This window comes from Kribbella catacumbae DSM 19601, from assembly GCF_000372465.1.
GTDB classification, from domain to species: Bacteria; Actinomycetota; Actinomycetes; order Propionibacteriales; family Kribbellaceae; genus Kribbella; species Kribbella catacumbae.
This window is the reverse complement of the sequence record NZ_AQUZ01000064.1, coordinates 26,205-47,387: the sequence shown is the minus strand read 5'-3', so window position 1 is coordinate 47,387 and position 21,183 is coordinate 26,205. Positions and strand designations below refer to the sequence as shown.

Genomic DNA, 21,183 nt, shown 5'->3' with positions numbered 1-21,183 from the left:
ACATGGCCTGCATCACCGCCAGCCCAGCGGCCACACTCATCGCCAGCAGGCCCTCACGGGCCGCGCCGGCGACATCGGCCAGCGCGACACACACCTCGTCAGGCAGATCGGAGAAATTCATGGTGTCGGCCTGCGCGGCCGCGTGCAGAGTAGGTACGGTCTTCATGGCGGTCCCCTTCCTTCGGGTGTTCTTGGTCGTTCACCCGAGACCTACCACCAGGCAGGCCTCAGGTGGGGGACCGCCACCTCAAGTTCCACGAAGACCGGGACAACCTCCTCGGTCCGCAGGGCGCAGCTAAGCGGATCCCGCGGAGAGATGTGAGCCGGGGGCGCCTTGAGTCAGGTGGGTCGGGTTGCGAGGCGAAGTTGGTCAGGTGGCAGGTAGGTCTTGGGCGAGTTGCCCCGAGCGCCCCGCGTGGTTGCTGGGGGCAACGAAGCGCCATGCATGCACAGCTCGACGGGCAAGCGGTTACCTCGGCGTGTCGGCGCGGCCGCGATGAGTGGCGCGTGCGTGGCGCTCCGGGAAGTGGCTCCGACGGTCGGCGCGACAGGTGCATGCGTCAGGAACGGCGCTGTCTCGACGGTGCGGAGCGGGTTGATCGGGGACACAAGCGCCTTATGTGACCAATAGCGCCCTGTGGCGCGCTAGCGGCGCGATAAGGCGCTAGTGGTCACGATCCGCATGGCTCGAATCTAGCCAACCTCGTCCATCAAGCCACTCCCGTACCCCGGTCCGCAGGGCGCAGGCTCTCGATCATGCGGATCGACGTACTGATGTTCGACGGAGTCGCCGAGGTCGACGCCCTGGCGACCTATGCGGTGTTCGCGAACGCCCGAAGCCGCGGGCTGCCGGTGGAACCAGGCCTGGTGACAGCCGACGGGGCGAGTGAGGTGACGGGTTGCTACGGAACGAAGTTCGCGGACCTCAAGCGCTGGGACCCGGCGTCGGCGCGCGTCCTCGCGGTGTCGGGTGGATGGATCCTGGAGGAGATCGAACGCGGGGTCATCCCGAAGCAACTGGCCGAGGCGAAGGCAGCCGGTGGTGCCGGGCTCGTGCTGGCCGGCATCGACTCCGGCTATCTGCTCCTTGGCGCCGCCGGCCTGATCGACGGCCGCCCGGCGACCACCCATCGAGCTGACTATGAACGCCTCGCCCAATGGGCTGAGGTCATCGACGCCCGCATCGTGGACGACGGCGACCTCGTCACCTGCGGAAGCGGCTGGCTCGCCGGAATCGACCTCGCCTACTGGCTCTTGGAACGCGAACTCGGCACCAGCCAGGAGATCGTCGCCCTCGAGCAATGGACCGGCCGAGACCGCCAGGGCACCGTCTGGAGACGCTGAGGTTGCCCTAGGCAACTTCCGAACCACGTTCCAGGCGCGGATGACGGCTCCAGCACGTCGGCCGGCCGTCGGCTCGGCTACCGGCTCGGCTACCGGGCTCGGCTACCGGGCTCGGCTACCGACTCGCTCGACCCGCCCGCCCTGCGCGACAGCCGCCGGTTTCCAGCGACCAATCGGTGTGCTCCGCCCCGCCTGGCGGGCTTCACCCACTGGTAGAGCAGGGGGCTAACCCCTCGCCGAGGGGCGAACCCCTCCGGAGTACGGGTAAGCCCACTCGCCGAACGGCCGACCACGGAGGACGACCGGGCCGCCGCCACTACCTGTGGGAGCGGGCGACGAAGGAGCTGCGGGGGAGGTTTCCCACGCAACTCCGAGCCGTGCCTACTTGGTGCCGAAGGTGTAGATGGTGGTGGAGGTGAAGGTCTCGCCGGGGCGGAGGACTGTGGAGGGGAAGTCGGGGTGGTTCGGGGAGTCGGGGAAGTGCTGGGTTTCGAAGGCGAAGGCGTCGCCCTGGCGGTAGGTTTTGTTGCCGATGCCCTGGAAGGTGCCGTCGAGGAAGTTGCCGCTGTAGAACTGTGCGCCCGGCTCGCTGGTGTGGACGGTGACTGTGCGGCCCTCCTCGGGTTCCCAGAAGCGGGCGGCGAAGCGCAGGCCGTCGTCGCCTGCCTTGCCGAGGACGAAGTTGTGGTCGTAGCCACGCCCGATCACCAGTTGGGGGTGGTCGTCACGGATCCGTTTGCCGATAGCGGTCGGCTTGTTGAAGTCGAACGGCGTACCGGCGACCGGGGCGAGCTCGCCGGTCGGGATCAGGCCGGCGTCGACCGGCGTGTACTCCGCTGCGTTCAGTTGCAGGACGTGTCCGTCGATCGAGCGCGAGCCTTCGCCGGCCAGGTTGAAGTAGACGTGGTTCGTCAGGTTGAGCACGGTCGGCTTGCCCGTGACGGTCGCCAGGTAGTCGATTCGCAGGTTGTCTTGCTTGTCGAGCGTGTAGGTGACCGTACTGGTCAGCTCACCCGGGAAGCCCATCTCGCCGTCCGGGCTCACGTAGGTGAATGCCACGCCGACCGCCGAGGACGTCTTGACCGTCTTCGCCTTCCAGACCTTCTTGTCGAAGCCGATCGTGCCGCCGTGCAGGGCGTTCTCGCCGTTGTTGACCGGGATCTGGTAGCTCTGGCCGTCGAGGGTGAACTTGCCCTTGGCGATCCGGTTGCCGAACCGGCCGATGGTGGATCCGAAGTACGGGCTGAGCGCCGCGTAGTCGGGCAGGTTGTCGAAGCCGAGGCTGATGTTCTCGGCGCGGCCGCGGCGGTCGGGCGTCTCGACCCGCTGGATCGTGGCACCCCAGGTCAGCATCGAGAGGGTGACCCGGCCGTTGGTGAACGTGTAGACGTCCACCGGCACGCCATCAGGGGTGCTGCCGAACGGATCCTTGCGAATCTCGAGCCGACCATGACCATGGCCATCGCCGTGACCGTGCTGTGAACCCATGGCGGCGACCCTATCCGGCGTACCGACGGCCTCGGTCTGCAGTCCACCAGCCGCGGCGACGCCGAGCCCGAGCGCGCCGGCGGTGCGGAGTACTTGTCGGCGGGGCAGATTGTCTGACATGGAATCCCCTCACTTGTGCTGGGCGGATGCCGGCCGAGAGAGCGCGCACATGGCCGACCGTCGCACTGTAGGCAGGGTTGTCCGGTGTTTGGAATAGTTGGTAACGGTTCGAATTCGTCCGATGACTGCCCAATGCCCGAAGGTGCGCCAAGATCGCTGACCAGATCGGTCCGGTTCTGGGCCTGATGCGGTCTTACCCGGGACCGGACCGGCGATCGACGATGGATGCATGACTCAGACAGCTCTGCTGGTGATCGACGTTCAGGAATCCTTTCGGGTACGGGAGAGCTGGAGTGTGGTGAACCATCCCGACATCGCCGACCGGGCGAATCGGCTGGTCAGCGCAGCCCGCGACAAGGGCGACCTGGTCGTCTGGGTGCTGCACACCGAGCCCGGTACCGGCGGCGCCTTCGACCCGGCCAGCGGCCACGTCCGCCTGATCGAGGGACTCGAGCCGGCCGAAGGTGAACCGGTTCTGGCCAAGACGGCGCACAACGCTTTCACCACGACCAATCTGCAGCAACAGCTCACCCAGCACGGCATCCGCGAGATCGTCGTCTGCGGGATCCGGACCGAACAGTGCTGCGAGACGACGGCACGGGTCGCGTCCGATCTCGGGTACGACGTCGTCTTCGTGACCGACGCGACCGCGACCATGCCGGTGCCGCACTGGACGATGCCCGCCGACGCCCCGCTGGCCGACGTACTGGCTGATCCGCGCACGCTCGGCGCGGACGCGATCGCCGAACGGACCGAGTACGCGCTGGCCGGCCGGTTCGCCACCATCCGGACACTCGACGAGATTGCGCCGCTGGTCATGGCATCCTGACCGGATCATGCCTACCCGGGTCGTCTTCTTTCTGCTGCCGAAAGTGCACCTGCTGGACCTGGCCGGTCCGGCCCAGGTGTTTTCGACGGCGAACGACCTCGGCTACGGCTATGACCTGACGTACGTGGCGGAGACCGCGGAGATCCGTACCGCGCAGGGGGTGCCGCTCAAGCCGGAGCTTGACTGGCCGGACCTCGGGCCGGCCGACCTGATCGTCGTACCGGGCTGGCGGTCGCCGCGGTTGGCGCCGCGACCGGACATCGCGGCGGCGAGCATACTGCGGCTGCGGACTCACCATGCGGCCGGTGGTTCGGTCGCGAGCGTGTGTTCGGGTGCCGACGCGCTCGGCGCCGCTGGTCTGCTGGACGGGCGGCGCTACACGACGCACCACGACCTGACCGACGAACTGGCGGCGCGCTACCCGAAGGCGAACATCGTCCGCGACGTCCTGTACGTCGTCGACGACCGGGTGATCACGTCGGCCGGGATCGCCAGCGGAATCGATCTGGCGCTGCACCTGGTGGCCGCCGCCCGGGGAGCCGAGGCGGCGGCGCGGGTGGCGCGCGAGATGGTCGTCTACGCGCGCCGCAACGGTGACGAGCTGCAGGAGAGTGCGATGCTCCGGCATCGCGGTCATCTCAATGACCTCGCGCATCGGGTTCAGGACGTCATCGACAGCCGGTACGCCGACCAGCTGCGGCTGGCCGATCTGGCCGCGAGTGCGGGCGTCAGTGAACGGACACTGACCCGAATCTTCAACCAGGCAACGGGTCTGACGCCGCTGCGGTATCAGCAGCTGCTCCGGCTTGAGCGGGCCGAGCACCTGATCGGCCACGGCGCGACCGTCGAGTCCGCGGCCCGCGCGGTCGGCTTCGAGGATGCCCGGATGCTCCGCCGTCTCCGCGCCCGCGCCATCGCGAGCTGACGCCCCGCACGACAGCGGGGTAGACCTAGCACCCCCATCCCACGGGACTTTGCACTCCTGAGATCTCGGCGGCTGGGGCCCAGGCTCGTGTCGAGCGGGTAAAGCGCCCGTTCGGGGACGGCGAGGGGTAACAAGATGAGCAGGGGATCGGTGACGGTGCGCGTCGCGCGCTGGAGTGCTACCCATCCATGGCGGGCGATCGGCCTCTGGCTGATGCTCGTCGTCGTCGCGGTCGGACTGATGATCGCGTTTCCCAAACAACAGACCAAGGCGGAAGACACCTGGATCGGCCAGTCCGGTACGGCGTCCGAACTGATCCGCGAGGCAGGGCTGGAGAACAAGCCGTCCGAGACGGTCCTGCTGACCGATCCCGACGGCCAGCTGGACAAGGCGGCCGCCACCACGGCGTTCAGCCAGCTCCAGCAGAAGATGACCGCGATCGACGCCGTCGCGGCGGTGGGTCAGCCGGTCTGGGCGGCCAACGGCAAGGCCGCCCTGCTGCCGATCACGATGAAGGGTGGCGAGGACGACGCCGCCGACAATGTCGATAAGTTGCTAGCGGCAACCAAGGAGGTGCAGCAGGCCAATCCGTCGATGACGATCGAGCAGGCCGGCAGTGCCTCGATCGACGCCGGGATCTGGAAGCAGGTCGGGTCCGACCTGGCCAGGGCCGAGAAGATCAGCCTGCCGCTGACGTTCGCGTTGATGCTGCTCGCCTTCGGTGCGCTGATCGCGGCCGGCATCCCGGTCCTGCTGGCGTTCTCGGCGGTCGGCGCGGCCCTCGGCTTCTATGCTCCGCTGTCGTACATCTTCCCCGACGGCGGCTCGGTGGCGAACGTCGTACTGCTGATCGGTATGGCGGTCGGCGTCGACTACTCGTTGTTCTATCTGAAGCGTGAACGAGAGGAACGGCGACGCGGTCATGGCACGGTGGACGCCGTCGAGATCGCCGCGGCCACGTCGGGGCACTCGGTGGTTGTCTCCGGCCTCGCGGTGATCGTGTCGATGGCAGGGCTGTACATCGCGCAGGACCCAGTCTTCTCGTCGATGGCGACGGCAACGATCGTGGTGGTCGCGGTGGCGGTCCTTGGCTCGCTCACCGTTCTGCCGGCCTTGCTGGCCAAGCTGGGTCATCGGGTCGACCGTCCGCGCGTACCGCTGCTGTGGCGCTTGAACCGGCGGATCGGCCCGGGTGGCATCAGCCGCCGCATCTTGGCTCCCGTACTGCGCTTCCCGAAGGTCGCGCTGGTCGGCTCGGCCGTCGTGGTGGTCGCGCTCGTAGTACCGGCGCTCGGGATGAAGACCGAGCCGGGTGGCCTGAGCACATTGCCGCAGAGCATTCCCGAGGTCCGCACGATGACCGCGCTGCAGCAGAACTTCCCGTCGCAGGGCATGGCGTACGACGTGGTCGCGAAGGGCGACGACGCGATCGCCGGGCTGACGAGGTTGCGGCAGGCCGCGGTGGACAGCAAGGAGTTCGTGGTGACGCCGGGCAGCGAGATCCGGGAGTCGGGCGGGACCGCAGTACTGACGGTCGTGTCGGTTCGGCCGGACACGAGTCAGGATGCCCGGGCGGCGCTGGAGCGGCTGCGGAACGACCTGGTTCCGAAGGCGTTGCCTGGGGCAACTTGGGCCGTCGGGGGAGAGACAGCGCAATCGGTCGACTATGGGCAGCACCAGCGTGATCAGTTGCCTTATGTGATTGCCTTCGTGCTCATCCTGACGCTGCTGATGATGGCGTTCACCTTCCGCAGCCTCGCGATCGCACTCGTCACGACGCTGCTGAACCTGGCGTCGGTAGGAGCGTGCTTCGGCGTACTGGCGCTGGTCTTCCAGCACACCTGGGCCGAAGGGCTACTGGACTTCACCTCACCAGGGTTCGTGGTGTCGTGGATCCCTGTCTTCCTGTTCGTGATCCTGGTCGGGTTGTCGATGGACTACCACGTGTTCGTCCTCGGCCGGATCCGGGAAGGGGTCGAGGCAGGGCTGACGGCCCAGGAGGCGGTCCGCAAGGGGATCGTCGAGTCGGCCGGCGTGGTGACCAGCGCGGCAGCCGTGATGGTGTCGGTCTTCGCTGTCTTCGCTTCGCTCGGCATGATCGAGATGAAGCAGATGGGCGTCGGCCTGGCGGTCGCCGTACTGATCGACGCCACCCTGGTCAGGATCGTGATCCTGCCGTCGATCATGGTCCTGCTGGGTCGCAAGGCCTGGTGGCCGAACAAGCTGTCCGCCGCTCAGCCGGCGCCGGCTGGTGAGCGAGAACTAGTGACCGTCTGAACTCAGGGCCAACCACCTGATCATTCGCCCCCTTTTCACCCTCCAGACCGCCGATCTGGTCGCCGCACGCAGTGGCGAGGGTGAAAAGGGGGCGAATGATCAGGTGGTTGCAACTCGCCGGCCCCTGATTCTTTACTTCAGTTTGCCGATCACTTTTGTTTGTAGGCAGCGGTCAGCTTGGCGATCGCGTTGGCGAGCTCGCCGCCGAGTGCCAGGTGCTCAGCGTCCGACGTGAGCTTCGACGTAGCTTCATCGAGGTTCTGGCCGATCTGGTCCTGGGCGATCCAGCGGGCTCCGGCGACGACAGCATCGGCGTCGTTGAACGAGTCGAGCTTCGACCGCTGCAAGTACTTGCCAGCTTGACCGAGTGCCGTCAGGGCAGTGGTTGCCTGCGGCCCTGACCAGTCCTTCACGTGCAGCGCCAGGTCGATGTAGATGACCGAGGCAAGCACATTCGGGTCCAGGAAGCCCTTGCGCAGCAAGGCGGTCTTGGCATCTACCAAAGCCTTACGAGCCGCCGCCTGGGTGGTCAGACCCCAGCCGAACGGGTACTGCGGGTCGTAGGCCGCATCGCCGACGTTGATCGGCTGCTGCTCAACCGACTTCGGCCAAGTGACCGGGAGTCGGCCGGTGAAGGGCCGCTTGCCGAACAGTACGTCGGCGACGCCGGCGCCCTCGGTCCCGGGCAGCCACGACGCGACCAGCGCGTTGATCTTCCCGAGTTGATCGGCGATGACCTGCGGCCGGCCCGAGACGACCAGGACGACACACTTCATCGCCGCGCACACCTTGTCCACTGCTGCCTTGTCGGCGGCGGTCAAACCGAGCGTGTGACCGTTGTTGCCGACGTCACCGATTCCTTCGGCGTACGGCTTCTCGCCGACCACGACGACACCGACCTCGTGGCCATCGAGCGGGGCCGAGGCATCCTGGCTGTAGGTCGCCGTTGGTGCGACCTGCTTGATCCCGTCGAGGATCGTCGTACCGGTGGTGGTGTTGCCGGAGGCACCTTGCCAGGTGATGCTCCAGCCGCCCATCTGGTTGCCCAGGTCATTGGCGTTGCTACCGGCAACGTAGACCTTCGCAGTCGGTGCCAGAGGCAACAGGTTGCCGTCGTTCTTCAGCAGCACCTGCGACTTGGCCGCGGCCTCTCGCCCGACCGCCCGGTGAGCTGCCGAACCGACACTGCCCAGCTTGCTCGGATCGGCGTACGGGCGCTCGAACAGGCCGAGCTTGAACTTCTCGGCGAGGATCCGGCTGACAGCGTCGTCCACCCGGGCCTGGGTCACGCGACCGGCGGTGACCTCGTCGGTCAGGCCTTGCGTGAAGCCCTGGTAGTTGGTCGGCACCATGATCATGTCGAGGCCGGCGTTGATCGACGTACGGATGTCACTCGGGTAGTCGCCGGGCAGCTGGTCGATCGCCTGCCAGTCGCTGATCACGAACCCCTTGAAGCCCATCCGCTCCTTCAGCACTCCGTTGATGAGCGCCGCGTTGCCGTGCATCTTCACCGGACCCTGGTCGTCGCCGATGATGTCGACACTCGAGTACGACGGCATCACGGTGCCGACGCCCAGGTCGACCGACGTCTTGAACGGGTCGAGGTGGATCGCCTCGAGCTGTTGCTGCGTCACCTCGGTCACGCCCTGGTCGATCTTGTAGCTACCCGTCGTCGACGACCCGTACGTCGTACCGCCGTCGCCGACGTAGTGCTTGGCGCTGGCGAGCACATGGTTGCTCTGGGCAAGCTGACTGCCGTCGGCCTTGCCCTGCATGCCGGTGATCACACTGGCCATCACCTTCACCAGCGCGGGATCCTCGCTGAAGCCCTCGTACGAGCGGCCCCAGCGGTCGTCGCGGACCACGCAGACGCAGGGCGCGAAGTCCCACGGGACGCCGGTGGCGCGGACCTCGGTCGCGGTCACTTCACCGGACCTGCGGGACAGCTCCGGGTCGTGCGTCGCGCCCATCCCGATGTTGTGTGGCAGGATCGTCGCACCGATCACGTTGTTGTGCCCGTGCACCGCGTCGACACCGTAGATCAGCGGCACCTGCAGCCGGGTCGCCTGCGCGTTCAGCTGGAAGCTGTCGATCATCGCGGCCCACCCGGCCGGCGTGTTCGGCGTCGGCACCGAGCCGCCACCGGACAGCAGCGAGCCGAGCGCGTACGTCGCGATGTCGCTCTTCGACCGCAGCGCGTTCCGCTCGGCCTGGGTCATCTGGCCGACCTTCTCGGCCAGCGTCATCCGGGCGAGCAGGTCCTTCACCCGGAGCTTCACCGGGAGCTTGCTGTTCAGGTACGGGAGGTCGTGCGCGTTGATGACCACATGTGGCGTGACGGTCGGCGCCTTCGCGCCGGTCACGGTGAGTTCCACCGGAATGGTCTCGGCGACCTCGGCCGTCTTGTCCTTCTTGGTGGCCACCTGGACGACCTGGGTCGCGCCAGACGCAGTACCGGCTGGGAAGGTGAAGGTGCCGGACACCGGCAGGTAGTCGCTGGAGCCGGCCGTACCGGTACCAGTGCGGTACTCGACCGTGACAGGCTCCTCCAGCGGCACGGCGCCGGTGGTGGCGACGATGAGCTTGACCTGAGCGGTGCTGCCCTCCTTGACCGGGTAGACCCCCGCGTCGGTGACGACACTCGCCTTCAGCGCCGGGTCGGCCTTGCCGTAGACCTCGACCTGGTCGATGGCGAACTCACCAGGAGCGCCGCCGGGCATGGTGAAGGCGTAGCCCCACATCTGGGTCAGGTTCAGGATCTGGTCGATGCCGCCGACGGGCTGGTAGTCACCGCGGTAGACGAGGTCGCTGAACGGGATCTCGACCAGGTGCCAGCCCTGCCAGTCGTCGGTGAAGCTGGTGTTCCACAGCTCCGACGCCTCGGCGTTCGCGCCGCCGTCCTTGATCTCGAAGAAGATCCGCTTGCCGGAGCCGGGCGGCAGCGGCGCGGTGTTCTGGCCGTACCACCAGAACCGGATGCCCTTGTGGATCGACCAGTTGCCGGGGTTCTGGTCGAAGGTCACGTCGTGACTGAAGCCACCCCAGCCGCTGATGTTGTAGGTCCCGTGCAGCACCTTCTCGCCGACGGGAGCGTCGGCGCGGGCCTGGAACTCCATCGTCGGCGGGTCGTCGGCGTCGCTGCCCCAGCCGAAGATGCCGGGGTTCGGCGGCGAAGCGAACGCCTCGGCCCCCTCGAACGCGGCGAGCAGCGTCGGGGCCGGGTCGTCGGCAGCCGCCTGCGCGGCGACGCCGAGCGGCAAGAGCCCGGTCACCAGCGCAGCCACCGTGATCAGAGCCGTACGTCGTCTGGGCGGGCGGAAACCAGGCCACCTGGGCATGGGCGACTCCTCAAGGTCGGGCGCGAGCCTCACGCACGCGTCGCGCCCGACTCTCAGCCCTCCCCGCCCCGCGGTCAAGACCCCACCGGTTCCGGAACTAGAGCGCTCTCACTCCGCAACACCCGGACCGCCACCACCCACCAACCTGCAGATCCGCGCCGTCGCCACGCTCCGCCGAGCGCGGCCACCCATCTCTGCGCCACTTGGCATGTGATGGCGGTCCGGGTCTCGAGTCGAGTCGCGCGTTCCTACTCCCAAAGCCCGCTGTCTGGAGCCCACATCAGGTTGCTCACCTGGCCGAGCACCGGCGGTTCGGCGAAGCGGACGACTCCGTCGAGGACATCGCTGAACTGTTCAGGCAAATGATCTGACCCACCACGACGTCGCCAGGCCGCCCACCTGGTCTGCGCAAGCCCGGCATATCCATCCAAGACCTCTGTCAACGGAGCGAGAACCGCGCTGCGTCCCTGGGCGACTTCCCGGATTGCGCGCTGCAGGTTCGTGCCCTCGATCGGATGCCGGCGGGAGAGCGTCCAGACGTCCCCGAAGTCACGCCACCGGGTGTTGGCTGTGCCCCGCTGTACAGCAGTGACGATCTTCTCGGCGTGGATCATGTGTACGGGATAACCGGACAGCCGGATCGGGGTACCGCCGAGGAGCCGCGGGACGGCGACTGTCATCGGTGCGGGCCAGATCGGATCGCCGACGTTGACGTCCACGTGGAATGGCAGTTTCGCGCTCGCCAGCCGAGCGTCGACGTGAACGCGAACGCCGGAGTACTGATCCTCTTCACGGATGACATCCGCGGTAGCAGTGTCAGGGAAGAACTCGATGCCGTCGTCTTCAGCAGGCCGTGTCTCGAGCACGGTCTGAATGGCTGCGAGCACCGCCTCGGTGGAGTTGGCCAGATTGACCGCGGCAAGGTCGACGTCCTTGGTCGGGCGACGCGTTTCGAACGCGGCAAGCAGCACCCCGCCTTTGAGGACGAATCCGTCGCTCACGTTGCTGACAGCGAGCCGGGCGAGGAATCCCTCGAGAACGTAGAGCTGAAGCAGTTCCTGGGTGGCCCGGCCCGCCTGCTTGGCCTGGTTTTTGAGGTCGAGGTAGGCGTCGCCAGCGGGCGTGCCCCGCGAGATGCGGTTCACAGAAGGATCTCCATCGTCTTGCGTAGCGGGGTGATTGTTCCGGGAAACGACTTCGCCATCCGCAGCAGTTCTGATGGCTGGCCGCCCCCTCGCAGCCATTGCTTGAGTGCTTCGTTGGCCAGGTCGGCGCCATCGAGGTGGCGCATCCGAAAGGCATCGATGATGCTCCGCTCGGCGGAGTAGATCCCGATCTGTCGATCGCCCCCGATGTCTAGCAGTTCCCGACCTATCTCGAATGTGTCCGGGTCGAAGCTTCGCCACCTGACTGGGGCGCTTGTCTCCGGCGCCCAGGCCCCGCGGGGAATCGCGATATCGAACTCGGCAGGGATGTCGTCGATCAGTTCATGCCTCGCCAACGCCGAGCGCATGCAGATCGTGGCCTGCGCGGACCTGGAGGCGATCTCAACTAGGTCATCGTCGCCCAGCCAGTCGCTCTTGCGGTAGAGACCACGCGCTAGGGCCGTGATCTGCCCCTCCGAGAGGAGTCTGCGAAGCTGACGCTCGCTGATCCGCTCCAGTGCTTCGGAGTAGCGAAAGGTGTCGGGCAGTTCGGCGAGCAACTCGTCGCTCGTCGGCGCCATAGTGTCACCTCCTGCGTAGGAAATCCTCAACATCACCAGCTCTAGTGTAGAGGAATTCCTACGCCGCAGGTGAGCAGGCCGGCAAGTCGGCAGGTCAATAGGCCTGCTTGCCGGTGGCCTTGCGGAAGGACGCCGTACAGAAGGCCGCGAAGTTGCCCGCGTTGGTGATGGTGCCGCTCGTGCGGCCGATCCGGCGGAGTACGGCGGTGGAGTGTGACTGGGTCTCCGGGCCCCAGTCGCCGTCGACTCCGGTGGAGTGACCCCAGACGTAGCGGCAGGCGCCTTGGACGATGTAGGTCTGCGAGGAGGAGCTGGTAGTGAAGGTCGCGTCGCCGGGCCGGCCGTAGAGGGCGTTGTCGACGTGGATGTGGTTGTGGTGCTCGCTGTTGTCCTTGTAAGTGAGGACGTGACGGAACGAGCGCATGTAGCTGGCTGCCGCACCCCAGTACCTTCGCTGGTACGTCGCCGCGTTGCTGTAGTTCTTCCAGACGTCGTACCGCATGCTGATCGTGTTGGTCGATCCGCTGCTGGTGCGGTAGATGATCTTGCCGATGTCGAAGGCGCGGCCCTGACCGTGCGTACCTGGCTTGTTGGTGTAGGCGCCGTAGGAGTGGATCCGCCACGGCGAGCCCCACGAATCCGCCGCGTTGGTGTCGATGAACTGCTTCCACTCGACCAGCTGGTTGTAGAAGGTCGAGTCGAACGTGAAGCTGGTCTGGTTTCCGCTCGGCTCGTAGTACAGCGCGCAGCCGGTCGTCCCCAGGTAGTTTCTCGAGACCATCGCCAGCGGCGTGATCTCGGGAGGTTCGGCGGCCAGGGCCCGGCCCGGCAGAATCAGTCCGGCCGCGCCGGCCGATCCCGCGATCAGCAGTTTCCGGCGGGACAGGTTTCCTTCGGATGTCATCACAACTCCTTGTTCGGTAGGCGGACCGTGCGGAGTACTTCTGTGCTGCTTCAGCCGGCGACGATCGTCGCCGCGTAGCCGGCGTCTCTGGAGCCGGACTGGGTTCGGAAGAAGGCGAGGTGGCCGTTGTGCCAGTCGATGCCACCGGGCTCGGGAAACTGGGTGAGACCGCCGGTGCCGGGCCGGGTCAGGGACTTGTCCGGCGGCGGCAAGATCGCGGTCGCGGTCATCGCGCCGGTTCTGCGGTCCACCCGCACCAGCGCACCCGGGTCGTCCTTGGCCGGCAGCAGATAGACGATCGGATGGCCTTGCTCGTCCAGCCCGATCGGCGCGGTGACCTTGTGCGTGAGGTCCCAGACGGATCGCCACCGTTCGGTGCCGGCGGCGGTGCCGGCGCCGATGTCGTGGGCGGCGATGCCATTGCCGTCCTGGAGGTACAAGGTGCCATCGGCCACGACCTGCTTCGAGCAGTCGTAGAGCCCGTCACCGCCGGACGGCTCGCAGGGATCGGAGCTGGCCCGGGTCCTCAGATCGACGACGACCTGGTGTCTTCCGGTGCGGGGATCGAGTCGCCAGACCTCCTTGCGGTTGATGCCGGCCAGGACGCGGACGAGCAGCGGATTCACGGAGAGCACGCCGACGAGCAAGGTCGGGCGACTGCCCTGCACGGGCAGGTTGAACTGCCACAAGGTCTTGCCCGCGGCATCGAACCCGAGCAGGTGACGGCCCTTGTCGCCCGACCGTGAGCAGTTGCGGTACGCCAGCCCGATGGTCCCGATCGCGTCGTAGTGGGTGCTGAAGCACTCGACCTTCGGGGGCGGGTGCTGGATCACCACGCCGTTGGCCAGGTTGAGGATGTGCCCACCCTTGTCGGTGGGGATGTAGAGCCGGTCGCCGAGAATCGCCGGGCGATGGTCGTACTGCGGGAAGTCCGTCAGGTTCGGCTTCGACCGCGGCTCCCCGGCCGGAGCGAGCGCCTTCGACCACACCACCTTGCCGTTGACGAGGTCGACGACCGTGACCCGTCGGCAGCCGTCCCGCCGTGTCCCTTGCAGTACGGCGACGTACCCCTTGCTGGACTGCTGCGTCGACGTCCTGCAGAAGTGATTGTCCGGCACGTCCACCTTGTACGCCGTCTTGCCGGTGGCGAGGTCGTAGCCGATCAACTGGTTCGGCATGGAACGGACCAGGTACTTGTCGGTCCACCACCGCGCCGTCAGGCGATCGCCGCGTTCCTTCGGGACGTAGTTCGACGCGAACCGCTCCTGCAGGACGTACTGGAGTTCGCGGTCGACGTCGAGTCTCGAGTCGCCGAACAGCCCGAGCTCGTTCCGGAAGTAGTACACCCCGCCTCCGGCGGCGCCGATCAGGGCGACGACCAGCACCAGCACAACCGCGACGAGGCCGCCATTCTTCTTCGGCTTCCGATGGCCGGCCCCGGGCTGCTGCGGCCGCGGCGGCTGGTGACCAGGAGCAGGGTGCTGAGGCCACTGCCCCGGCGGCGGCCCGTACTGGCCGGGTGGTGGCCCGTGCACGCCGGGCGGTGGTCCGTACTGGCCGGGCGGTGGCCCGTACGGACCGGGTGGAGGGGGCGGTTGCATGGAGGACACACACGGAAGTGAACCGCCGGGCAGTGGCCAGCCGGTAGGTGTATCCACCGACCTGCAAGCGACCAGAAAGCAGGCAGAAAGCGGCCTCTCACATGCTGATCACATGCCCAGCAACCGCCGTACCGGAACCGCCTCGGGGGAACCATAGGCCTCGAACCTCCGCAGGGCTTCCCGGAGGTGCTCAGCGCCGGCGCCAGCCTCGCCCAGCAGCCGATGTGCCCGCGCCCGCCCAAGGAAGTGTCCGGTTTCCTGGTGGATCGTCAAAGCTTCCTCGCCGCGACCGACCGCGTCATGCGGTCTGCCCAACGCCAACTCGACCCGCCCGAGCGTGACGATCGCCCCGGCTCGCTGGACCTGGTTCCAGGGGGAGGTCCGGGCCAGCTCGACCGCCTGGATCGCATGGGACTCCGCGACCGGTTGCCGGCCCGCCGCGAGTTCCGTTTCGGCCAGTCCGCGCAGGGCCGGGGTGTGGCACGCCGACGGGTCCACCGTGCTCTGACGCTCGGTGGCCCACTTGGCGGCCGCCGTGAAGTTCGTCCGGGCCGCGGCGAGATCGCCGTTCGCGAGGTGACACTGGCCCAGTTGGTAGTACGCGTCGCTGTGGGCCTGCGCCTGGTCCAGTTGGTGCGCGGACCGGCCTGCCGCCGTCGCCTGCTCGAAGGCCTCGGCGAGGCGTCCGGTGTCGCGGTACCAGATCGCGCGGTACAGGTAGAGCAGGTGCGCCTTGATCCGGCTGTCGAATCGCGTGAGCGCGTCCTCCGCCCGGGTGATCAGCTCGTCGATACCGTCCAGACGGCCGAGCATCGTGCGGGCCCGGACCAGTTCGGGCAACGCGAGGGCGGCCAGCCGGTCATTGTGCTCGCCGGCCAGCAGGAGGAGCTCTTCGGACTTCTGCTCGTAGCTGAGGAGTTCACCGCGCTGGCAGGCGATCGTGCCGAGATTGCTCAGCGCGCGGGCCTGTCCGGCCTCGTCGCCTTCCGCCCGGGCGAGGTCGAGAGATCGAGTGAGATGCCGCTCGGCGATCTGGAGATCTCCGGTGGACATCGAGACGACAGCGGCGACGTTGATGCAGTAGGACAGCAGCGACTGGTCACCGAGCTGTTCGGCATGATGGAGCGCTTCGGACAGGACGCTTCCGTCCGACGCCAGGTCGACTCGATGCCTGGCCGCCGCGGACTCCGCCAGCATGTTCGCGAGCGCGTGCCGGTCGCCGGCTGCCCTGGCCGCGGCGGTTCCAAGGTCCGCCATCGCGCTGACGTCGGTGATGTACCCGCGCTCGGCCATCGGGAGCATGAGGCCGATCGCCAGGTGCCAAGTCCAGTGGGCGTGTTCCTGGCGCTCGCCGGCGGCTTTGACCGCGGCGACGAGGTTGGGAAACTCGGCCCGCACCCAGGTCATCGCTGCTCGCAGATCGGAGAAGCTGACCTCGGGAATCCCGGCGGGCAGCCGAGGAGAAGGCGGTTGCCGGCGGATCGACGCACGCAGGGCGACGGAAGCCGTCTTGCCTTGGTAGTACCAGGCGAAGAGGCGTTCCAGTACGGCGTCGCGCGCTTGCTCGGAGTCCTCGGTCTCGGCCCGGCGACGCGCGTCGTCGCGAAGCAGGTCGTGGAAGCGGTACCGGCCGCGCGAGTGCTCGTCGAGCAGATGCGCCGCGGTCAGTCTGCGCAGGGCATCTCGGGCCACGGCGGGCGTCATACCGCTCAAGGCGGCGACGGCGTCGACGGTGAAGTCGAGGCCGGGGACCAGACCCAGGCGGCGGAAGAGTTGCCGGGTCTCTGGGTCCAGGCGCTGATAGGACAAGTCGAACGCGGCGCTGACGGCCGAGTGTTCGTCGTCGTGCAATGCCAGCGCGGTCGAGCCGTGTTCCTGGAGTTCGGTCAGGTAGTCGGTCAGGCTGCGGTGGGGTTCGTCGGCCAGTTGAGCGGCGGCGATCCGCAAAGCCAGCGGGAGGCCGGCGCAGGCTTTGATCAGCGCGGTTGCCTGGTCGGGCTCGGCTGCCAGTCGGTCGCCGCCGAGCAGTCGGGTGAGCAGGTCGCGGGCCGCGTCGGACGGGAGTTCGCCGACGCCGATCCGGTGGGCGCCTTCGCGGGCAATCAGGCCGGACAGTTTGTTCCGGCTGGTGACGACGGTGAGGCAGCCAGATGTTGCCGGAAGCAACGGACGGACTTGCTCGGCAGACGCGGCGTTGTCGAGCAGTACGAGGAGTTTGCGTCCGTTCAGGACGGAGCGGTACTCCGCGGTCGCGTCCGCGACGGATTCCCAGGCCCGGTTCGTGTCGGCGCCGAGCCCGCGGAGCAGCTGTCCGAGCGCGGTCAGTGGATCGAGGGCGGGTCCGGATGCGTGTCCGCATAGGTCGATGTAGAGCTGGCCGTCGCCGTACCGGTCGGCGACCTGGTGGGCGTATTGCAATGCCAGACCGGTCTTGCCGATCCCGGCCATTCCGGTCAGCAGGACGAGGCCGTCGCCTCCGCCGAGCTCATCAAGCTCGTCCTCCCGGCCGAAGAACGCGCCGGGCGGCGGTGGCAACTGGCCCGGCCGAACGGCCGGCGTCTGCACGGCCGGCGTCTGCGTTGTCGCTACCGCGACGTGATCGAGCAGCGCATCTTCGCTCTGGATCGCTTCGCCCAGCTCGCGGAGCTCCCGTCCCGGTTCGGCCCGCAGCTCGCGAGCCAGCCGCTGCCGTGCCGCGCGGTAGGTGACTTCGGCCCGCGTCCGCCGCCCAGATCGATAAAGCGCCAGCATCTGTTGACCGATGAGCCGTTCCCGCAATGGGTACTCCGAGACCAGCTCGCTCAGCTCGGGCACGATCTCCCGTGCCCGGCCGCGGGCCAGTTCTGCGTCGAACAGTTCCTCGTAGGCGACCAGACGCGTCTCCGCCAATCGCTGAGCCGCCGGCGCGACGACCTCGGTTTCGTCGATGTCGGCGTACGGCGTACCCCGCCACAACTCCAGGGCCTCGCGAAGGGTGGCCACCGTCTGGTCGAGGTCGCCCGACTCCGCCGTACGACGTGCGTCGTCGTGCAGGCGGCTGAACACGTCGGCATCGAGTTCATCGGGGCGGACGCTCAACTGGTAGCCGCCGCCGGAGACGCTGATCAGCCGGTCCGGGCTGTCGAGGACCTGACGTAGTCGATGCACGTGGACCTGCATGCTGTTGCCCGGACGCTGCGGCGCCGAAGCACCCCACAGGGCCTCACTCAGCACCTCCGTCGGCACGGGACGACCCGCTCGCACCAGCAGGACGGCCAGCAGTTTGCGTCGCAGTTCTGAGATCGGCCCGACCACCTGCCCGTTCTGGACCACTCGTACTGGTCCCAACACCTCAAAGCGCATCCCGAACCTCCCTTGCCCTCAGCAACTGTCGCACCGGAGCTGCCTCGGGCGACCCGTAGGCATCGAACATGTTCAGCGCCTCGCGGAGATGCTCCGGGCTTGAGCCAGCCTCACCCAGCAACTGATGCGCCCGCGCGAGCCCGAGAAAGTACCCTGTGCGCTGGTGGATCGACAAAGCTTCCTCCCCACGCCCGATCGCATCCTCCGCCCGGCCCAGAGCCAACTCAACCCGCCCCAGCGTGCCAACCGCCTCAGCACGTTGGACCAAACCCCACCGCCAGCTTCTGGCCAGCTCGACCGCCGTGGCGGCGTGGGCTTCCGCGTCTCCTGGCTTGCCTGCGGCCAGTTCGGCTTCGGCCAGTCCACGGACCGCCGGAATGCGCTGCTGCAGCACGCGTCCCAGATCGGCGAACTCGGCGGCCCGCTCGAACTCGTCGCGGGCCAGGTCGATTTCTCCGCGGGTGAGATAGCTGAGGCCGAGGTGGTAGTGAGCATCGCTGCAGATCCACGGCTGACCCAGGTCCTGGGCAGAACGGACGGCCGCCGACGCCTGGTCGAATGCTTCGCGGTGGCGTCCGGTGTCGCGGTACCAGATACTGCGGCAGATGCGGAACTTGTGCGCATAGTGCTGATTGCCGGAGCGGATGATCGCGGCGTCGGCTCGTTCGATCAGTTCGTCGATGCCGTCAAGGCGACCGAGCATGACGCGGACCCGGATCAGTTCGGGCAGCCCGAGCGCGGTGCACCGGTAGTCGTCATGGCCCGCGAGGCCGACGATCTGCTCGTACCGCTGCGCAGCCCCGCCCAGGTCGCCGCGCAGGGTGGCGATCAGCCCGAGGTTGGCCAATGACGTCCTGATGGCCGCGTCGTCATTGTCCGGGAGGTCGAGTGCGCGGGCGAGGTACTGCTCGGCGTCATCGAGATCACCCCTACCCTGGCACACGATCGCGGCGGCGTTGAGGCAGAAGGCGAGCAGGGGATGGTGATCCACCTGCTCGGCATGCCGTAGCGCTTCCTCCTGGAGATCATTGTCCACGGGAAGATCGAACCGGTACCGCATCGTATTGAGCTCGGCGAGCAGGTTCGCGAGTGCGTGCTGGTCACCCGCGACTCTGGCGGCCGCTATCCCGCTGTCCGCCATCGTGTGGAGGTCGACGAGGTACCCGTGATCCGCCATCCGGTTCAGCAGACCGGCCGTGAGGTGCCACGTCCACTGCGCGTGTTTCTGACGGTCCCCGGCCGCTTTGACAGCGGCAGCGATGTTGGGAACCTCGGCCCGCACCCAGGCCATCGCATCCCGTGGGTCGTCGAACGCGATCTCTGGGATGGCGTCGGGCAAGGAAGGAGCCTGCGGATGGCGCCGGATCGAGGCAACCAGCGATACAGCCGCCACCTTGCCTTGGTGGTACCAGGCGTAGAGGCGTTCCAGCGCGTCATCGCGGGTCTCGGTGGAATCTTCGGCTTCGGCTCGGCGGAAGGTGTCGTCGCGGAGGAGGTCGTGGAAGCGGTAGCGGCCGGGGGAGTGTTCCTCGAGTAGGTGCGCGCTGGTGAGTTTTCGCACCGCTTTGCGAGCCTCGAACGGCGTCGTACGGCTCAAGGCGGCGACGGCGTCGACGGTGAAGTCGAGGCCCGGTACGAGGCCCAGGCGGCGGAAGAGTTGCCGGGTCTCGGGGTCCAGGCGCTGGTAGGACAGGTCGAATGCTGCGCTGACGGCCGAGTGTTCGTCGTCGGGGAGCGCAAGCGCGGTCGGGCCCCTTTCTTGGAGTTCGGTCAGGTAGTCGGCGAGGCTGCGGTGGGGTTCGTCGGCTAGTTGGGCGGCGGCGATCCGTAGTGCCAGGGGGAGGCCGGCGCAGGCTTTGATGAGGGCGGTTGCCTGGTCGGGCTCGGCGGCCAGTCGGTCGCCGCCGAGCAGTCGGGTGAGCAGGTCGCGGGCGGTGTCGGACGGGAGTTCGCCGATGCCGATCCGGTGAGCGCCTTCGCGAGCGATCAGCCCGGACAGCTTGTTCCGGCTGGTGACGACGGTGAGGCAGCCAGATGTTGCCGGAAGCAACGGACGGACTTGCTCGGCCGATGCGGCATTGTCGAGTAGTACGAGGAGTTTGCGTCCGTTCAGGACGGAGCGGTACTCCGCGGTCGCGTCGGCCACGGATTCCCAGGCCTGCTTGGTGTCTACGCCGAGTCCGCGAAGCAGCTGTCCGAGCGCGGTCAATGGATCGAGGGCGGGTCCGGATGCGTGTCCGCACAGGTCGATGTAGAGCTGGCCGTCGCCGTACCGGTCGGCGACCTGGTGGGCGTATTGCAACGCCAGACCGGTCTTGCCGATCCCGGCCATTCCGGTCAGCAGCACCAGACCGTCGGCCCCGTCGAGCTCATCGAGCTCGTCCTCCCGCCCGAAGAACGCGCCGGGAGGCGGCGGCAACTGCCCCGGCCGCACGGCCTGCCCTCCCGGAACCTTCCCTACCCGGCTCTGCGCTCCCGAGGTCTGCGCTGCTGAGGCTGGTCTTGCTGACGCCGGCTCTCGCGCCACCGCGACCAGATCGAGCTTCGGGTCCTCGCTCTGGATCGCTTCGCCCAGTTCGCGGAGTTCCCGTCCCGGTTCGGCCCTGAGCTCGCGGGCCAGCCGCTGTCGCGCCGCGCGGTAGGCGACCTCGGCTCGGGTGCGTCGGCCGGATCGGTACAGCGCGAGCATCTGCTGACCGATGAGCCGTTCCCGCAGCGGGTACTCCGAGACCAGTTCAGTCAGCTCGGGCACGATCTCGCGTGCCCGGCCGCGGGCCAGTTCGGCGTCGAACAGTTCCTCGTACGCGACCAGCCGAGTTTCCGAGAGCCGCTGAGCCGCCGGCGCGACCACCTCGGTCTCGTCGATGTCGGCGTACGGCACACCCCGCCACAACTCCAAGCCCTCGCGAAAGAGGGCAACAGCCCCATCGAGATCACCCGACTCCGCCGTACGACGTCCCTCGTCGTGCAGCCGGCAGAACACCTCGGCATCGAGCTCATCCGGCTGGACGCACAGTTGGTAGCCGCCGGAGACGCTGACCAGCCGGTCCGGGCTGTCGAGGACCTGGCGCAGTCGATGCACGTGGACCTGCATGCTGTTCCCCGGACGTTGCGGTGCCGATGCGCCCCACAGTGCCTCAGCCAGTACCTCGGTCGGCACAGGGCGACCCGCTCGCACTAGTAGGACGGCCAGCAGTTTGCGCCGCAGTTCCGAGATCGGCCCAACCACCTGCCCGTCCCGGACCACTCGTACCGGTCCCAGCACCTCAAAGCGCATCCCGAACCTCCC

Annotated in this window: 12 protein-coding genes; 4 read left to right on the top strand and 8 right to left on the bottom strand. The window is 67.6% G+C overall.

Features of this window, described 5'->3' with window-relative positions; translation table 11 throughout:
- Window positions 1-756: 756 nt before the first annotated feature.
- Window positions 757-1,344 carry a DJ-1/PfpI family protein gene (locus tag A3ES_RS0139140; protein WP_020392299.1) on the top strand — a complete coding sequence of 196 codons (588 nt, stop codon included), beginning with the start codon at window positions 757-759 and terminating at the stop codon, window positions 1,342-1,344.
- A 381-nt stretch (window positions 1,345-1,725) separates the two neighbouring features.
- On the opposite strand, the gene A3ES_RS0139130 is transcribed toward A3ES_RS0139140, so the two are convergent.
- Entirely contained in the window at window positions 1,726-2,952 is a 1,227-nt protein-coding gene (locus A3ES_RS0139130; RefSeq protein ID WP_020392298.1) for an aldose epimerase family protein, read from the bottom strand.
- Between the two features lie 229 nt (window positions 2,953-3,181).
- Here A3ES_RS0139130 and A3ES_RS0139125 point away from each other — a divergent pair, with 229 nt between their 5' ends.
- The 3 genes from A3ES_RS0139125 (at window position 3,182) to A3ES_RS0139115 (ending at window position 6,983) form a co-directional block, all read left to right on the top strand.
- On the top strand, window positions 3,182-3,781 hold the full coding sequence (locus tag A3ES_RS0139125) for a cysteine hydrolase family protein (RefSeq protein WP_020392297.1): 600 nt from the start codon (window positions 3,182-3,184) through the stop codon (window positions 3,779-3,781).
- 7 nt (window positions 3,782-3,788) lie between these two features.
- Entirely contained in the window at window positions 3,789-4,706 is a 918-nt protein-coding gene (locus tag A3ES_RS0139120; RefSeq protein ID WP_020392296.1) for a GlxA family transcriptional regulator, read from the top strand.
- 135 nt (window positions 4,707-4,841) lie between these two features.
- Window positions 4,842-6,983, top strand: coding sequence for an MMPL family transporter (locus tag A3ES_RS0139115; RefSeq protein WP_040456628.1), 2,142 nt, complete (start codon window positions 4,842-4,844; stop codon window positions 6,981-6,983).
- A gap of 149 nt (window positions 6,984-7,132) precedes the next feature.
- Here the strand turns inward: A3ES_RS0139115 and A3ES_RS0139110 are convergent, their stop codons facing one another.
- The 7 genes from A3ES_RS0139110 to A3ES_RS50010 all read right to left on the bottom strand — a co-directional run bounded on the left by A3ES_RS0139110 (window position 7,133) and on the right by A3ES_RS50010 (window position 21,171).
- Window positions 7,133-10,321 carry a glycoside hydrolase family 3 N-terminal domain-containing protein gene (locus A3ES_RS0139110; protein WP_026163607.1) on the bottom strand — a complete coding sequence of 1,063 codons (3,189 nt, stop codon included), beginning with the start codon at window positions 10,319-10,321 and terminating at the stop codon, window positions 7,133-7,135.
- A 248-nt stretch (window positions 10,322-10,569) separates the two neighbouring features.
- On the bottom strand, window positions 10,570-11,466 hold the full coding sequence (locus A3ES_RS0139105; protein WP_020392293.1) for a nucleotidyl transferase AbiEii/AbiGii toxin family protein: 897 nt from the start codon (window positions 11,464-11,466) through the stop codon (window positions 10,570-10,572).
- A complete protein-coding gene (locus A3ES_RS0139100) occupies window positions 11,463-12,047 on the bottom strand; it encodes a type IV toxin-antitoxin system AbiEi family antitoxin domain-containing protein (protein WP_020392292.1) in 585 nt (194 codons plus the stop codon). The genes A3ES_RS0139105 and A3ES_RS0139100 overlap by 4 nt, the downstream gene beginning before the upstream one ends.
- 94 nt (window positions 12,048-12,141) lie before the next feature.
- Window positions 12,142-12,951, bottom strand: a complete 810-nt coding sequence (locus tag A3ES_RS0139095) for an extensin family protein (RefSeq protein ID WP_020392291.1) — start codon at window positions 12,949-12,951, stop codon at window positions 12,142-12,144.
- Window positions 12,952-13,001: 50 nt separating this feature from the next.
- Complete coding sequence (locus tag A3ES_RS0139090) at window positions 13,002-14,552, bottom strand: outer membrane protein assembly factor BamB family protein (protein ID WP_157630987.1); 1,551 nt, start codon at window positions 14,550-14,552, stop codon at window positions 13,002-13,004.
- A gap of 108 nt (window positions 14,553-14,660) precedes the next feature.
- Window positions 14,661-17,894: an AfsR/SARP family transcriptional regulator gene (locus A3ES_RS0139085; RefSeq protein ID WP_157630986.1), complete on the bottom strand. Its 3,234-nt coding sequence runs from the start codon at window positions 17,892-17,894 to the stop codon at window positions 14,661-14,663.
- Window positions 17,884-21,171, bottom strand: coding sequence for an AfsR/SARP family transcriptional regulator (locus A3ES_RS50010; protein WP_020392288.1), 3,288 nt, complete (start codon window positions 21,169-21,171; stop codon window positions 17,884-17,886). The genes A3ES_RS0139085 and A3ES_RS50010 overlap by 11 nt, the downstream gene beginning before the upstream one ends.
- Between the last annotated feature and the right edge of the window lie 12 nt (window positions 21,172-21,183).

Coding starts and splice junctions, on each gene's coding strand:
- A3ES_RS0139140 (WP_020392299.1), top strand. CDS start 757: ATGCGGATCGACGTACTGATGTTCGACGGAGTCGCCGAGGTCGACGCC.
- A3ES_RS0139130 (WP_020392298.1), bottom strand. CDS start 2,952: ATGTCAGACAATCTGCCCCGCCGACAAGTACTCCGCACCGCCGGCGCG.
- A3ES_RS0139125 (WP_020392297.1), top strand. CDS start 3,182: ATGACTCAGACAGCTCTGCTGGTGATCGACGTTCAGGAATCCTTTCGG.
- A3ES_RS0139120 (WP_020392296.1), top strand. CDS start 3,789: ATGCCTACCCGGGTCGTCTTCTTTCTGCTGCCGAAAGTGCACCTGCTG.
- A3ES_RS0139115 (WP_040456628.1), top strand. CDS start 4,842: ATGAGCAGGGGATCGGTGACGGTGCGCGTCGCGCGCTGGAGTGCTACC.
- A3ES_RS0139110 (WP_026163607.1), bottom strand. CDS start 10,321: ATGCCCAGGTGGCCTGGTTTCCGCCCGCCCAGACGACGTACGGCTCTG.
- A3ES_RS0139100 (WP_020392292.1), bottom strand. CDS start 12,047: ATGGCGCCGACGAGCGACGAGTTGCTCGCCGAACTGCCCGACACCTTT.
- A3ES_RS0139095 (WP_020392291.1), bottom strand. CDS start 12,951: ATGACATCCGAAGGAAACCTGTCCCGCCGGAAACTGCTGATCGCGGGA.
- A3ES_RS0139090 (WP_157630987.1), bottom strand. CDS start 14,552: ATGCAACCGCCCCCTCCACCCGGTCCGTACGGGCCACCGCCCGGCCAG.
- A3ES_RS0139085 (WP_157630986.1), bottom strand. CDS start 17,894: ATGCGCTTTGAGGTGTTGGGACCAGTACGAGTGGTCCAGAACGGGCAG.
- A3ES_RS50010 (WP_020392288.1), bottom strand. CDS start 21,171: ATGCGCTTTGAGGTGCTGGGACCGGTACGAGTGGTCCGGGACGGGCAG.